At 28.7% G+C, this 15,446-nt stretch carries 13 protein-coding genes, 1 pseudogene and 1 riboswitch; of the genes and pseudogenes, 1 reads left to right on the forward strand and 13 read right to left on the reverse strand.

From position 1 onward, the window contains the following. Positions 1-72: 72 nt before the first annotated feature. Positions 73-236: riboswitch (M-box (ykoK) riboswitch) on the reverse strand. Positions 237-338: 102 nt separating this feature from the next. Continuing rightward, complete coding sequence (gene fliB, locus HMPREF0216_RS07795; protein WP_005213307.1) at positions 339-1,475, reverse strand: flagellin lysine-N-methylase; 1,137 nt, start codon at positions 1,473-1,475, stop codon at positions 339-341. 164 nt (positions 1,476-1,639) lie between these two features. On the opposite strand from fliB, the gene rbr reads away from it, so the two are divergent. Next, the gene (gene rbr, locus HMPREF0216_RS07800) at positions 1,640-2,230 is read left to right on the forward strand and encodes a rubrerythrin (RefSeq protein WP_005213308.1); all 591 of its coding nucleotides are present in this window, start codon (positions 1,640-1,642) and stop codon (positions 2,228-2,230) included. A gap of 575 nt (positions 2,231-2,805) precedes the next feature. On the opposite strand, the gene ispG is transcribed toward rbr, so the two are convergent. The 12 genes and pseudogenes from ispG to topA form a co-directional block, all read right to left on the reverse strand. After that, a complete protein-coding gene (gene ispG / locus HMPREF0216_RS07805; protein ID WP_005213309.1) occupies positions 2,806-3,855 on the reverse strand; it encodes a flavodoxin-dependent (E)-4-hydroxy-3-methylbut-2-enyl-diphosphate synthase in 1,050 nt (349 codons plus the stop codon). A 12-nt stretch (positions 3,856-3,867) separates the two neighbouring features. After that, positions 3,868-4,887 (reverse strand): M50 family metallopeptidase, encoded by a 1,020-nt coding sequence (locus HMPREF0216_RS07810; RefSeq protein WP_005213310.1) that lies wholly within the window; start codon positions 4,885-4,887, stop codon positions 3,868-3,870. After that, positions 4,887-6,062: a 1-deoxy-D-xylulose-5-phosphate reductoisomerase gene (gene dxr / locus HMPREF0216_RS07815; protein ID WP_005213312.1), complete on the reverse strand. Its 1,176-nt coding sequence runs from the start codon at positions 6,060-6,062 to the stop codon at positions 4,887-4,889. Before dxr ends, HMPREF0216_RS07810 begins: the two co-directional genes overlap by 1 nt. 9 nt (positions 6,063-6,071) lie before the next feature. Next, positions 6,072-7,052: an AI-2E family transporter gene (locus tag HMPREF0216_RS07820; protein ID WP_040419428.1), complete on the reverse strand. Its 981-nt coding sequence runs from the start codon at positions 7,050-7,052 to the stop codon at positions 6,072-6,074. A 207-nt stretch (positions 7,053-7,259) separates the two neighbouring features. Further along, positions 7,260-8,002, reverse strand: a pseudogene (locus tag HMPREF0216_RS07825) (phosphatidate cytidylyltransferase). Between the two features lie 71 nt (positions 8,003-8,073). Then, positions 8,074-8,832, reverse strand: a complete 759-nt coding sequence (locus HMPREF0216_RS07830; protein WP_005213317.1) for an isoprenyl transferase — start codon at positions 8,830-8,832, stop codon at positions 8,074-8,076. 116 nt (positions 8,833-8,948) lie between these two features. Next, positions 8,949-9,506, reverse strand: a complete 558-nt coding sequence (frr, locus tag HMPREF0216_RS07835) for a ribosome recycling factor (RefSeq protein WP_040419430.1) — start codon at positions 9,504-9,506, stop codon at positions 8,949-8,951. A 10-nt stretch (positions 9,507-9,516) separates the two neighbouring features. Beyond that, entirely contained in the window at positions 9,517-10,230 is a 714-nt protein-coding gene (gene pyrH / locus HMPREF0216_RS07840; protein WP_005213320.1) for a UMP kinase, read from the reverse strand. Between the two features lie 72 nt (positions 10,231-10,302). Then, positions 10,303-11,214 (reverse strand): translation elongation factor Ts, encoded by a 912-nt coding sequence (tsf, locus tag HMPREF0216_RS07845; protein ID WP_005213322.1) that lies wholly within the window; start codon positions 11,212-11,214, stop codon positions 10,303-10,305. An 85-nt stretch (positions 11,215-11,299) separates the two neighbouring features. After that, positions 11,300-12,001 carry a 30S ribosomal protein S2 gene (rpsB, locus tag HMPREF0216_RS07850; RefSeq protein ID WP_040419433.1) on the reverse strand — a complete coding sequence of 234 codons (702 nt, stop codon included), beginning with the start codon at positions 11,999-12,001 and terminating at the stop codon, positions 11,300-11,302. A gap of 393 nt (positions 12,002-12,394) precedes the next feature. Then, entirely contained in the window at positions 12,395-13,171 is a 777-nt protein-coding gene (codY, locus tag HMPREF0216_RS07855) for a GTP-sensing pleiotropic transcriptional regulator CodY (RefSeq protein ID WP_005213327.1), read from the reverse strand. Between the two features lie 159 nt (positions 13,172-13,330). Next, entirely contained in the window at positions 13,331-15,427 is a 2,097-nt protein-coding gene (topA, locus tag HMPREF0216_RS07860) for a type I DNA topoisomerase (RefSeq protein WP_005213329.1), read from the reverse strand. Positions 15,428-15,446 lie beyond the last annotated feature (19 nt).

Consider the following 15,446-nt stretch of genomic DNA (forward strand, 5'->3'; position numbering starts at 1 on the left):
TTGTTGCCCATGCTGGGCACACACAAAAAAGACTTTTTTCTCTACAAGAAAAAAGCCTTATACTTACATCATAACTCTCATTTTGTAGAGCTTTAGCACTATAGAGCGTAGATCTTAATTGATCAGCTACATTAGAAATCACCTTGGCGATGATTACTGCTAACCCATTGGAATCTCTAGATTTTTCTGGGCAGTAGCATTTGTCTCTATAGGAACCTCACCTAACAATCTATATTTTATTAAATTAATTCCTTATTCATAATATTCCTATACTATCTATATTGTCAATTTTTTTATTTCTCCATACTAACCAATTTATAGTAAGTTATTTTACCGTTCTATATTTTTGATTCTAATAAATTTTTAAATACCTTATTATGCTCTATATCCTTACTTAAACTTTGTATAACTTTTATAATAATTTTTTCATCTAGTAGCATTTTAGAATTTAATGAAAGCCCTATTGTATAAGCTTTTATTATTCTATAACTATTTATTAATACATCCACACTTAATGTTAAGTCTTCTCCTTTATTAAATGGAATCAAATCCTTAAATATTTGATTAACTAAATAATTTTCAAATATAAATGAATACTTTTCTAATTTTTTTGAAAGTTCACTGCTATATTTATTTATATCATATCCTTCAATTGCATTTGTATATTCTAAAATACACTCTTTTAATCTTATCCCTTTTATATTTTCTATTAACCTTTCATCTATAAGACTTAAATAAAATTCATTACTTTCATTATAAGCTTTACCTTTTAAAAGCTCTAAGTCTATAGTATTTTCACTAAAATCTTCTAAAATATTTTCTATAGACTCAAAGTCTAGCATTTTATAATTCTTTTCTATTTCTCTATAAAAATACTTTAATATATTTAATCTTTCTTCAATAGAAAAACTTCTATTTTGTATTATATTTATTGAATTTACTCTTATTTCCCAAAAATATTGAAGTAAGCTATCTGTTCCTTCAAAAGCTTCTGTATCAATAATTCTTCTTATTTCAATTGCCGATTCATCTATATCCTCTTCTATTTCAATAAATTCCATTTTTTCTTTATTTAAAAAAGCTTTAATACAAATTTCTTCACAAGATGGTAAACCTGATTTTTCATATATACCATCTATAATATTATATACTCTTGGAAACCTTTTGCATGTTATACAAAGATTTTCCTCACCAATTCTTCCATGTATGTCACAAAGCATATCATCATTTAAAAAGGGACATTTATTCTGTTCTTTAAGAATCATAAATCCTTTATTTAAAAAATCTTCATTTTCTTTATTTTCTCTAAATTTACCTTGCACTAACTCTTTAAGCTCACCTTTGCTATTAACATATTTTTCAAAGGTATTTTCATCTATATTTATATCCCATCCTGCACAACATGTATCTACACACTCTGAGCCTATACATTTAAAATCTGCCATATATTTTGGTATAAACATATTTACTTTCATATTTTTCTCCAATCATTATATTAAGTTTTATATAGATTATTTCTTTTCTATAATACATCAAAACCTCATGTTATGTAACTAAATTATTTACTAAGTAAATAATTTACGTATATTTCCCATGCCTCTGATTAATAATAAATTTATATAATTGGAGGTTTGATAACATGATTAATCTAAATAATAGTAAAACTAAAGAAAATTTAATGCGTGCCTTCGCAGGTGAAAGTCAAGCTAGAAATAGATATACTTTTGCTGCCTCTGTAGCAAAAAATGAAAAATATGCTATTTTAGAACAACTCTTTACATATACAGCTAATCAAGAAAAGGCTCATGCTTGGGAATTTATGAAAAGATTAAAAGAGTTTACAGGCCAAGAAATAGATATTACAGCATCTTATCCAGCTGAAGTTGAAACTTCAACATTAGTTCTTTTGAAATCTGCTGCAAAACATGAATCTGCAGAAGGAAATGAAATTTATACTGAATTTAGTAAAATAGCAAAAGAAGAAGGCTTTGATGCAATTGCTACTCTTTTCGAAGAAATTGCTTCAGTTGAAAGAGTTCATAGTGAAAGATTTAATAAATATGCTCAAGAACTTGAAAACGGAACACTTTTTAAGAGAAATGAATCAATTAAATGGATGTGTACTAATTGTGGCTTTATTTACGAAGGTACTGAAGCACCTCAAGCTTGCCCTGTTTGCGCTCATCCTCAAGGCTATTTTATTCCTTTCGAAAATTCTAATTTTGAATAATAAAAAGCTCCTATTTTTAGCAACGGGTTCCGTTTTAAGGTGCAAAGTGATGTAATCACATATAAAATCACACCTAAAATCGCAACCCTAATCACAAAGTTAAAATAGCAAAAAGTGGAATTCAAATATTCTTAACTCCACTTTTATTTAATTCGTAATATATTAATACAATTCTTCATCACTTATTTAATATTATATTAACATATTTTACTAAAATATTCTATAAAGCCTTTTTTATTAAAGATGTTATTTGTAAAATCACATATCAATTCACAAAGATAATAGATTTATTATTTTTTAAAAATACCTGTGATTTTATATGTGATTATGTATGTGATTTTTAATATATATTAGTATTTAAAATAATGGTATTCCTAGTATTTAAGCCATAAAATAAGAGAAACCAACTATGTGATTTTATGTGTGAATCATAGTGTGATTTCTCTTGAGATTTCAACCTTTTTAGCAACTTTTGCACCTAGAAACGGAACCCGTTGTATTTTTAGGAGCCTTTTTTATTCTTTACTATTAAAAAGGTAAGCTAACGCATTTCCTTTAGCTTACCTTCTATATTTCTATAAATTTTCTATTTCTCTCATTAACTCTTCAATCAAATCTTCTTCTTTAACTTTTTTTATAATTTCACCTTTTTTAAATATTAATCCTTCACCGTTACCACCAGCAATACCAATATCTGCTTCTCTTGCTTCGCCAGGACCATTTACTACACATCCCATAACAGCAACCTTAATATTTTTATTACAGTTTTCAAGCCTTTTTTCAACTTCTTCTGCAATCTTTATAAGGTTAATTTGAGTTCTTCCACAAGTAGGACAAGATACAAATGTCATTCCTTGCTTTCTTAAACCTAAGGCAATTAACATTTCCTTTGCCACCTTAATTTCTTCTATAGGATCACTAGTTAATGATACTCTTATAGTATCTCCAATTCCTTCAGCAAGTAAAGTTCCTATTCCCAATGTAGATTTAATAGTTCCTCTAAATACAGTCCCTGATTCAGTAACCCCTAAGTGAAGAGGATAATTACACTCTTTACTCATTAATCTATACGCTTCTATCATCATAGGAACATCAGAAGATTTAATTGATATAACTATATCATTAAAATTTAATTTTTCCAGTATTTTAACATGTCTTAATGCTGATTCAACAAGACCTTTAGCTGTTGGCTTACCATCTCTTTCTAAAATATCTTTTTCTAAAGACCCTGAATTTACACCTATTCTTATTGGAATATTTTTTTCCTTACAAGCTTCTGTAACAGCTTTTACTCTTTCAACACTTCCAATGTTACCTGGATTTATTCTAATAGCACTAATTCCATTTTCTACACACTTTAGTGCTAATCTATAATCAAAATGAATATCTGCTACTACAGGTATTGGTGAACCTGCACAAATATCTTTTATAGCTTCTGCAGCTTTCATATCTGGAACTGCACATCTTATTATTTCACAACCAGCTATATGAAGTGCTCTAATTTGAGCTAATGTCTTTTCTACATCCCTTGTATCTGTATTAGTCATTGACTGAATTGAAACTGGCGAATCTCCACCAACATATACAGATCCAACTTTAACTTTTATTGTTTTTTTTCTTTCCATTTTTAATCTCTCCTATAATTTAATAGGGAATAGTATATCTTTTAATGTTACTAAAATCATAAATCCTATTAAAATCATAAATCCTACATAATTTGCAGCTCCAACTATTTTATCTGGAACCTTTCTTCTTGTTATAAGTTCTATTAATAATATAACTGTCCATCCTCCATCTAGGGCTGGGAATGGTAATAAGTTAAATACAGCTAAATTTATACTAATAAAAGCTAAGAAGTATGCTAATGTTGCTATACCACTTTTAGCTGCTTGCCCTGACATTTTTATTATAGTAACAGGCCCACCAACATCTGTTTTAAAGTTAACATTTCCTGTAACCATAAGTTTTAAACTCTTATATGTTTGCCCTACTAATGAAATAGTTTCATTAAAAGTATGTTTTATCGCCTGAGCAATACTTGGATTTTCAACTACTGTATTATAGTATCCTATTTGATATGCTGTAGTACCATTAACTTCTACAACATTAGGAGTAATTGTAAGCTCCTTCTCTATTCCATTTCTATCTACAAGTAATTCGATTTCCTTACCTTTTGCAAGTTGAATACCTATAGAAACATCACTTGCTGTAAATACTTTAGATCCATCTATTTTTATAATTCTATCTCCTATTTCAAGCCCTGCTTCTTGAGCTGGCGAACTTTCTAAAAAATTACTTACTACTGGTTCACTAAAACCTATATTAGTAAAATAGATACTAAATACAACTATGGCAAAAATAATATTCATTGTTGCACCAGCTAAAATCACTGATATTCTTCTTAAAGGTGATTTACTTGAGAAACTTCTCTCATCATCACTAACTTCTTCTTCCCCTAGCATTTTAACATATCCGCCTATTGGAAACAATCTTAATGAATATTGAGTTTCTTTACCTTGCTTTGAAAATATTTCTGGTCCCATACCAATGGAGAATTCTTCTACTTTAATACCATTTACCTTAGCCATAATAAAGTGCCCAAGTTCATGGACTATTATTAATAAACTAAAGCCTAAAATTGCCATTATAATATACATTAATTATTCACTCCTAACTCCCATTTACTTCTTATATACTCTCTTACACTCTTATCTAAATTTATAATATTTTCTAACGTTAACTCATTACTATATTGCTTTTCAAATACTTTCATACATTCTTCAATGATTTCAGCTATTTGTAGGAATTTTATTTTTTCCTCTAATAACAATGCAACTGCTTCTTCATTTGCACCATTTAATACCGTTGGAGCTAATCCTCCAATTTTTCCTGCTTTATATGCAAGCTTTAAACATTTAAATGTATCCATATCTGGTTTTTCAAATGTTAATTGTGATATTTCATAAAAATTAATAGGTTGTGCTATCATACCTTTTCTTTCTGGATAATTTAAAGCATATTGAATTGGTAATCTCATATCTGGTGAACCTAATTGTGCAATCACACTAGCATCCTTATATTCTACCATTGAATGAATTATACTTTGAGGATGAACAACTACTTCTATATTATCATAGCTAGTATCAAATAAAAAATGTGCCTCTATTACTTCTAATCCTTTATTCATTAATGTAGCTGAATCTATAGAAATTTTTTGTCCCATATTCCACTTTGGATGCTTTAATGCCTCTTTTACAGTTACTTCTTTCAAGTCATCTATATTTTTCCCTCTAAAAGGACCACCTGATGCAGTTAATATTATTTTATTTATATCTTTATTTTTATATCCACTTAAACTTTGAAAAATTGCACTATGCTCTGAATCAACTGGTAATATTTTAACTCCCATCTCTTTTGCTTTATTCATTACTAATTCACCAGCAACCACTAAAGTTTCCTTATTTGCTAAAGCAATATCCTTTTTAGCTTCTATTGCAGCCATTGTTGGTTTTAATCCAATCATTCCAACTACCGAAGTAACTACTGTATCTATTTCATCTAAAGTGGCAATTTTGATTAATCCATCTATTCCACTAAAAACTTCTATATTTTTATTTTTTTCTATACAATAATTTTTTATAACTTCTGAGCAAGATTCATCCATCATTCCAACATACTTAGGATTAAATTCTTCTATTATTTCTTTCATTTTATCAACTGATGAATTAGCAGTAATACCAAAAAGCTTAATTTCACCATTTGATTGTCTTATTACATCTAATGTCTGAGTACCTATGGAACCTGTTGCCCCTAAAATTGATATGTTTTTCATTTATACCTCCTAAATGTTCTCTTCATAAATTATATCTTTTGCTAATAAACAATATATAGGCCCTACTAATATACCTATTATTCCAAAACTTTCAGCACCTATATACATAGATAATAGTACTACTAACGGGTGTATATCTAATTTATAACTTAAATACTTTAGCTCTAAAATTTCTCTAACTATTTGAAGTAACAAATAAAGTGCTATTAATCCTATTACTAGTAGATACTTCTTTATTATTATATTGTATATTATAATTGGAATAAATACAATTATAGTTCCTACATATGGCAGTATATCTAAAATTCCGCAAACAACACCTAAAAATATAGCATTAGGTATTCTTAAAATTAAAAATCCAATTATTGTTATTATCATACATATAAAAACTAAAATTACTTCAATTTTTAATACTTCTCGTAAATTATCTCTTTTTTTTCTTATTGTATAAATAACATTATAAGGTAATATTCTATTTAACACTCTAAAAAATAATTTTCTATCTACAATAAAAAAATAAACTGTGATATTAGCTACTATATATGATAATATTCCCTGTCCTGTAACCACTAATCCATTTTTAAATGTATTTGATGTAAAGACTTGTTTATTATTTTGCAATATTTCTTCAATATCAATACCCATAGTATTTTTTATATTTTGAATTAACTCTCTAATTTCACCTAAATAGTTTGTATAAATTTTCTCTATTAAATTAAATATTGAATTTCCAAAATAAAAAATAAAGCAAAACATCATAACATTTATTATTAATATGGTTAATGCCCCTGAAATTTTTTCATTAATATTTATCCTTCTTAATGCATCGTCTATAGGTTTACAAAGCATCGACAAAATGATAATGGTTAAAAATGGTTTGAAATAATTTTTTATTAAGTAAGTTAAAATAATAAATAATCCAAGTAATAAAACCAATGATAGTAACTTTTCATATTGATAATTTTTCTTATAACTATTATAAAATCTCATATTAAATAAATCCTATTCTATATATTTAATAAAAAGCTAGTTATTATTAAAAGAAACTCTAACTTCTTATCATAATATATATACTATAACTTTACTTTAGTTATACATAAATATTAGCTTTATATGTTTAACCAAAAAGCACGAAATTAAGAATATCTTAATTTCGTGCTTTCCTAAATTAATATAAATATAAACTATTTATTAATTTTAAATACCTACTATAAATGTTAAATAATAAAATACTACTACTGCATTAAATAAAATAGAATCAAATCTATCTAATATTCCACCATGCCCTGGTATTAAATTACTATAATCTTTTAAATCTACATATCTTTTTATTGATGATGCAACTAAATCTCCAAATTGACCCATTATTCCACAAAGAGCTCCAATTAAGAAGAAATGAACTATAGCAACTTCTGGTACATATGGACTTACTATTATACCAAATATTCCACATCCTAAAGTAGCACCTAAAAGTCCTCCAATAGAACCTTCTATGGTCTTCTTTGGACTAACCTTTGGACATAGCTTATGTTTCCCAAAAAATCTTCCAAAGTAATATGCTACAGTATCACTAAGCCATGATCCAATGAAAATTAACCATACTAAATATTGTCCATTAACCTTATTGTTAACTAATGGTATAAAACTAAATAATATTACTACATAAGTAAAACCTAAGATAGTTACTGCAACATCCATAAATGAATACTTCAAATCTATAATTGGAATTATTAAAGATAATACTACGGCTAAAACTAAAATATACATCATCTTTTCAAAATCATTATTAATATATAATAAATTGCTAATAATATATAACTTATTATAGGAATACTTTTTATATTTTTAGTTTTTAATGCATTGTAAAACTCATATAAACCACATACTGATAATGCTATTGTAAATAACTTTAATGGTAATCCACCTAAAAATACAAAAATTAATTATGGAGCCAATACTACAGCTCCTATATATCTGCTATTTATTTTCAAACTTTTCACCTCCAAAAATTTTAAACTCCACCAAATCTTCTGTTTCTATTTTGATATTCATAAATTGCTCTTTGTAAATCTTCTTCTTTAAAATCTGGCCAATTTACATTAGAATACCAAAACTCTGAATAAGCACATTGCCATAATAAGAAATTACTAATTCTCTGTTCTCCAGAAGGTCTTATTATTAAATCTGGATCTGGCGAATCTTTTGTATATAAATAGTTTGAAAATAAATCTTGATTAATATCCTCTTTTTTTATTTTTCCATCTTCAACATCATTTATTATACCTTTTACAGCTCTTACTATTTCATCTCTACCACCATAATTAAAAGCAACATTTAAAACTAATCCTTTATTATCTTTTGTTAATTCTATAGCGTCATCTATTTCTTTTCTACATTCTTCTTGTAAAGCAGAAATATCACCTAAAACCCTAAGTACAACTCTATTCTCGTGAAGTCCTACTACTTCTTGTCTTAAATATTGAACTAAAAGCTTCATTAAAGCATTTACCTCATCCTTGGGTCTTTTCCAATTCTCAGTTGAAAAAGCATATAATGTTATGTATTTTATACCTAATCTATCTGCTTCTTTTACTACTCTTCTAATAGTCTCAACTCCAGCTTTATGACCCATGGTTCTTGGCAAGTTTCTATTTTTCGCCCATCTGCCATTACCATCCATTATTATAGCTACGTGCTTTGGAATATTATCTTTATCTAGTTCAAAATTTATATTTTCATCATCTTTATTAGCTTTAAAAAAACTAAACATTACTCTTGCCTCCAACTTTTTATAACAAACTAATACTATTAATATTAACAATTGTAATTAAAGCTTATAAATGCTTTTCTCTATGATTAAGAAAAAAACCTGCTATATAGCAGGTTTTAAATTGACATAATCTCTTTTTCCTTAGCTACTACTAATGTATCTATTTCTTTAACGTATTGATCAGTCTTCTTTTGAACACTTTCTTCACCTTTTTTAACTTCATCTTCAGAAATATGTCCGTCTTTCTTTAATGATTTAATCTTTTCATTAGCATCTCTTCTTATAGATCTGATTGCAACTTTTGCATCTTCACCTATTTTCTTAACATTCTTAACAAGATTCTTTCTTGTTTCTTCAGTTAATTCTGGAATTAATAATCTTATAATACTTCCATCATTTGAAGGGTTTATTCCTAAATCTGATTTTAAAATAGCTTTTTCAATATCTTTTAAAAGAGATTTATCCCAAGGAGTAATTACTAACATTCTTGGTTCTGGTGCTGAAACATTTCCTACTTGAGAAATTGGGCATAATCCGCCATAAGCTTCAACTTGAATTCTATCAAGCATAGTTGGATTAGCTCTTCCAGCTTTTAATGTTGATAAATCTGATTTTAAAACAGAAATTGTTTTTTGCATTTTTGATTCCGCATTATTTATTAACTCTTTAATCATACAATCCTCCCTATTTTTTAGATACAATTGTACCTATCTTGTGACCTTCCATTACTTTCTTAATGTTTCCTTCTTCACTAATACCGAAAACTAGTATTGGAATATTATTATCCATACATAAAGTTGTAGCAGTAGTATCCATTACTTGTAATCCTTGTTCAATTACTTCCATATATGTTAGTTTATCATATTTTTTAGCATCTGCAAACTTATTTGGATCTTTATCATATACACCATCTACATTCTTAGCAAGAAGTATTACATCGGCTTCAATTTCAGCTGCTCTTAGTGCAGCTGCAGTATCAGTTGAGAAATAAGGGTTCCCTGAACCTGCTCCAAAAATTACAACTCTACCTTTTTCTAAATGTCTTACGGCTCTTCTTCTTATAAAAGGTTCTGCAATTTCTTTCATTTCTATTGCAGTTTGTACACGTGTATGTACACCAATTCCTTCTAAAGCATCTTGAAGTGCTAAAGCATTTATACAAGTTGCAAGCATTCCCATATGGTCAGCAGTAGTTCTATCCATACCTTCACCACTTCTACCTCTCCATATATTTCCTCCACCTACAACTAAACCAACTTCAACATCCATATCAACTAAAGTTTTTACTTCTCTTGCAATTCTTCCAACTACATCAAAATCAAAACCGTATCCGTTTGCACCTGATAAAGCTTCACCTGAGATTTTTAACATCACTCTCTTATATGCACAATTTGCCATAAAAAATTCCTCCTACAATAATATGTACTCTTTTCTTTAAAAAAAGAGAACACAAAAGTGTTCTCTTGGTAATTACATACCCATAGTCTTAGCAACTTCTGCAGCGAAGTCTTCTTCAACCTTTTCGATACCTTCTCCTCTTTCGAATCTAGCGTATCTAGTGATAGTTATTGGAGAACCAACTTCTTTAGATTTTTCTTCTAAGAATTTAGCTATTGATTTATCTCCATCCTTAACCCATGCTTGATCTAAAAGACAAACTTCTTTGTAGTACTTTTGAATTCTTCCCATAACCATTTTTTCAACGATATTTTCTGGTTTTCCTTCATTTAATGCTTGAACTCTGTAGATTTCTTTTTCTTTTTCTAAAGCTTCGTTATCAACTTGTTCTTTGCTTAAGAATAAAGGATTTGCAGCAGCAACTTGCATACAAACTTCTCTAGCAACTTCTTCTAATACATCGCTTTCAACGTTACAAGCAACTTCTACCATAACTCCGATTCTTCCACCACCGTGAATGTAGCTAGCTATAGCTCCGTTTTCAATGTTGAATTTAACGAATCTTCTTACTGTCATATTTTCACCTAATTTAGCGATTAAAGCTGTTAAAGCTTCAGTAACAGTAGCTTCTCCATCCATTTTTTCAGCAACTAATTCTTCAACAGTTGTAGCTGAAGTGTTAGCAGCTAATTCTGCAACTTTAGTTGCAAATGTAACGAATTCTTCGTTAGCAGCAACGAAATCTGTTTCACAGTTAACTTCTACCATAGCAGCAGTTTTCTTGTCTGCAGAAACGAAAGTCTTAACTATACCTTCAGCAGCAACTCTACCAGCTTTTTTAGCAGCAGCAGCTAATCCCTTTTCTCTTAAAAATTCAACAGCTTTTTCTATATTTCCTTCAGTTTCAACTAAAGCTTTTTTGCAGTCCATCATTCCTGCACCAGTCATTTCTCTTAATTCTTTAACTGATTTAGCAGTTATCATCCTTAATTCCTCCTTAACATTAAATGTAAACCTTATTTTAGGGTAAAAGGTAAATGAAGTTACCCTCACCTACCTCTTAAAATAATTACTCAGCTAATTGTTCGCCTTGTCTTCCTTCGATTATACCATCAGCTAATTTAGCAGTTATTAATTTAACAGCTCTGATTGCATCATCGTTTCCTGGGATTACGTAATCAACTTCTTCTGGGTCACAGTTAGTATCAACGATAGCTACTACTGGGATTCCTAAGATCTTAGCTTCTGATATAGCATTCTTTTCTTTTCTTGGGTCAACTACAAACATAGCTCCAATGTTGTTAACGTCTAAGTTAGTTATACCACCTAGGTTAGTTTGTAATTTTTCCATTTCAGCTTTTAATTTGATTACTTCTTTCTTAGGTAAAACATCAAATGTACCATCTTGTTCCATTTGTTGTAAATCTTCTAATCTCTTGATTCTAGTTTTGATAGTTTTGAAGTTAGTTAACATACCACCTAACCATCTGTTGTTAACGAAGTGCATGTTTGATCTTATAGCTTCTTCTTGGATAGCTTCTTGAGCTTGTTTCTTAGTTCCAACGAAAAGAATGTCTTTTCCTTCTGTTGATACTTCTCTGATGAAGTTATAAGCTTCTTCTACCTTCTTAACTGTCTTTTGAAGATCTATTATATATATTCCATTTCTTTCTGTGAATATATATGGAGCCATCTTAGGGTTCCATCTTCTAGTTTGGTGTCCAAAGTGAACGCCTGCTTCTAATAATTGTTTCATTGATATTACTGACATTTTGTTACCTCCTGGTTTTTCCTCCACAATCTTCATTCTTATAAAGTTTCCTACTGAAAGGCACCATCTTTATAAATTAGACTGTGTGCGTATTTTGTTACCTAGGTTAGTATATCATAAGCTTTCTATCCTAGCAATATTTTTTTTATTAATCTTTTAAATTAATATTCTTTTTATATTCTTTCCATAGTTAGATAAAATAATAACTCTATTTCCTTAAAATTTAATATTAATTTATTGTTACTTCTATACTATGTATCATTTATTTTTTATATTTTTATTTATAAACACATAAATATAAAAGAGTTGCTACATTAATATAGTATATAATAATTTAAAACTAAATCTTTAATTATTATATTTTATATATTAGTTAGCAACTCTTATATTCTACTATCTAATTTTCTTTAACTCATCTACTAATTTTTCATTTAATATTTTTATATGAGTTCCCTTCATTCCTAGAGATCTAGATTCAATTACTCCAGCACTTTCAAATTTTCTTAATGCATTTACAATAACACTTCTTGTTATTCCAACTTTATCTGCTATCTTAGATGCAACCAATAGACCTTCATTTCCATTTAGTTCATTAAAAATATGTTCTACAGCTTCAAGCTCTGAATAAGATAAAGTTCCTATAGCTAATTGAACTACAGCTTTCTTTCTTGCTTCTTCTTCTAGTTGATCTTGTTTAGCTCTTAACATTTCCATTCCTACAATAGTAGTACTATGTTCAGCTAAAACTAAATCATTTTCAGTAAACTCTTCTCCAAATCTAGCAAGTAATAGTGTCCCCATTCTTTCTCTATTTCCTATAATAGGAACTATAGTAGAAATTTTATCTGCAACTGTACAAGCACCTTCACCTTTAAATACGCAATTACCATTGCTTTTAGTATTTGCTACAGTTTCTGTTATTTTAAGAAGAAGGTCATTATATGAAGTTGGGAATCTTCCTTCATTAATCACGTAATTCCTCATAATATCGCATTCAAAATCCTCTAAAAAAGTATGTCCTAATACCTTTCCTTTTCTGCTAATTATATAAACATTACATGATAAAACTTCACTTAAAAGCTTACATAAATCATCAAATACTACTGGATCTTTTCCGCCCTTTTGTAAAATTTTATTTAACCTTCTAGTTTTATTTAATAACGATGACATTTAATCATCCCCCCATCATAGCTTTTCTCTTAAAATGTGAATATTTTAAATTTTCAAATTTTTTTGATACTATACTCTTTTAAGAATATCATATCAAAAAAACTTTTACAACATTTTTTACATCCATTCGACAAAAGTTTTAAAATGGGAATTAGATTTTTATTCTTTTTCTTTTTCGTTTTCATTTTCTAATGGTTTAATATTACCACATTCACTATTTGAACATAAAGCATATTTTCCTTTTGTTTTTGAGAATTTTATAGTCATATAACTACCACACTCTGAACAAGGCTCTTTAATTGGTTCATTCCAACTTACAAAATCACATTCTGGATAATTAGAACATCCAAAGAATTTTTTGCCTCTCTTACTTCTCTTTACAAGGACTTTTCCTCCACACTTAGGACAAGGTACATCTAATTCTTCAACTATTGGTTTTGCATTTTGACACTCTGGATATCCAGGGCATGCTAAGAATGTTCCATATCTACCTTTCTTAATAACCATCATTCTACCACATTTATCACATGGTACATCACTTACCTTATCTTCAATAACTACCTTTGATATTTCTTTTTCTGCTTTATCAATAGCAACTTTTAAAGGAGCAAAGAACTCTTCCACAACTTTAGTCCATACTTCATTTCCTTCTTCAATATCATCAAGTTTTCTTTCCATATCTGCAGTAAAATCAACATCAACTATTTGTTTAAAATAATCTGATAATATATTATTAACTATAAATCCAAGTTCTGTTGGAATTAGATTTTTCTTCTCTCTAACTACATACTCTCTGCTTAAAATTGTAGAAATAGTTGGAACATAAGTACTTGGTCTTCCTATTCCTTTTTCTTCTAATAATTTTACAAAAGATGCTTCCGTATATCTCGCTGGCGGTTGAGTAAAATGTTGTTTCCCTTCTATTGATGCTGCATCTAAAACTTCACCTTCTTCAAGTATTGGTAAAGCTACATCATTTTCATCATCTTCTGTAGTATAATCATATATTTTCATGAATCCATCAAAATCTATATTAGATCCTGATGCCTTGAAATTGTATTTTCCATTAACTATATCAATGCTATTTGTATTTAATACACATGATTCCATTTGACTTGCAATAAATCTTTTCCAAATTAAGCTATATAATTTATATTGCTCTGGAGTTAAGCTTTCCTTTGCCTTTTCTGGAGTAATATCTATATGTGATGGTCTTATAGCTTCGTGAGCATCTTGTATATTCTTTTTACCTTTATAAACTCTTAACTTTTCTGGAATATACTTATCGCCATAATTTTCCTTAATAAAATCAATTGCTTTTTCTTGAGCTTCTTCTGATATTCTTACTGAGTCAGTTCTCATGTAAGTAATTAGCCCTACTGTTCCATATCCCTTTACATCAACCCCTTCGTAAAGTGCTTGTGCTATAGACATGGTTCTTTTTGTTATAAAATTAAGCTTTCTTGAAGCTTCTTGTTGAAGGGTACTAGTTGTAAATGGAGGAAGCGGATTCTTAACCCTCTTTCCTTTTTTAACCTTATGCACCTTAAACTCATTACCTTTTAAGTTTTCAATTATCTTATTGGCCTCTTCTTCATTATTTATTTCAATTTTTTTATTTTCGTATTTAGTTAATTTTATTGGGAACTTTTTTCTTTCCTTTTTTAATATACAATCAACTGTCCAATACTCTTTTGCCTCAAAAGCTTTAATTTCTTCTTCTCTATCACAAATTAATTTCAATGCAGCAGATTGAACTCTACCTGCACTTAATCCCCATTTTACATTTTTCCATAATATAGGGCTTATTTCATATCCAACTAATCTATCTACTATTCTTCTTGCTTGTTGTGCATCTACTAAATTCAAATTAATTTTTCTTGCTTCTTTTATTGATGATTTAACTGCAGTTTTAGTTATTTCATTAAAAACTATTCTACATGCATCATCTTCTGAAATCTTTAAAATATTAGCTAGATGCCAAGATATGGCTTCTCCCTCTCTATCAGGGTCGGTTGCCAGATATATTTTATCAGCTTTCTTAGCTGCTTTTTTTAATTTACTTATAAGTTCACCTTTTCCTCTAATAGTTATATATTTCGGAGTAAAGTTATCTTCTATATCAACACCTAATTTACTTTTAGGCAGATCTCTTACATGTCCCATAGAAGCTTCAACTATATAATTTTTACCTAAATATTTCCCTATTGTCTTTGCTTTTGCAGGCGACTCAACTATAACAAGATTTTGTCCCATACCATCAACTCCTATATCC

This window comes from Clostridium celatum DSM 1785, from assembly GCF_000320405.1.
Taxonomy (GTDB): domain Bacteria; phylum Bacillota; class Clostridia; order Clostridiales; family Clostridiaceae; genus Clostridium; species Clostridium celatum.

Excerpts from the sequence above, each read along its gene's own strand:
- fliB (WP_005213307.1), bottom strand. The coding sequence starts at position 1,475 with ATGAAAGTAAATATGTTTATACCAAAATATATGGCAGATTTTAAATGT.
- rbr (WP_005213308.1), top strand. The coding sequence starts at position 1,640 with ATGATTAATCTAAATAATAGTAAAACTAAAGAAAATTTAATGCGTGCC.
- ispG (WP_005213309.1), bottom strand. The coding sequence starts at position 3,855 with ATGGAAAGAAAAAAAACAATAAAAGTTAAAGTTGGATCTGTATATGTT.
- HMPREF0216_RS07810 (WP_005213310.1), bottom strand. The coding sequence starts at position 4,887 with ATGTATATTATAATGGCAATTTTAGGCTTTAGTTTATTAATAATAGTC.
- dxr (WP_005213312.1), bottom strand. The coding sequence starts at position 6,062 with ATGAAAAACATATCAATTTTAGGGGCAACAGGTTCCATAGGTACTCAG.
- HMPREF0216_RS07820 (WP_040419428.1), bottom strand. The coding sequence starts at position 7,052 with ATGAGATTTTATAATAGTTATAAGAAAAATTATCAATATGAAAAGTTA.
- HMPREF0216_RS07830 (WP_005213317.1), bottom strand. The coding sequence starts at position 8,832 with ATGTTTAGTTTTTTTAAAGCTAATAAAGATGATGAAAATATAAATTTT.
- frr (WP_040419430.1), bottom strand. The coding sequence starts at position 9,506 with ATGATTAAAGAGTTAATAAATAATGCGGAATCAAAAATGCAAAAAACA.
- pyrH (WP_005213320.1), bottom strand. The coding sequence starts at position 10,230 with ATGGCAAATTGTGCATATAAGAGAGTGATGTTAAAAATCTCAGGTGAA.
- tsf (WP_005213322.1), bottom strand. The coding sequence starts at position 11,214 with ATGATAACTGCTAAATCAGTTAAAGAATTAAGAGAAATGACTGGTGCA.
- rpsB (WP_040419433.1), bottom strand. The coding sequence starts at position 12,001 with ATGTCAGTAATATCAATGAAACAATTATTAGAAGCAGGCGTTCACTTT.
- codY (WP_005213327.1), bottom strand. The coding sequence starts at position 13,171 with ATGTCATCGTTATTAAATAAAACTAGAAGGTTAAATAAAATTTTACAA.
- topA (WP_005213329.1), bottom strand. The coding sequence starts at position 15,427 with ATGGGACAAAATCTTGTTATAGTTGAGTCGCCTGCAAAAGCAAAGACA.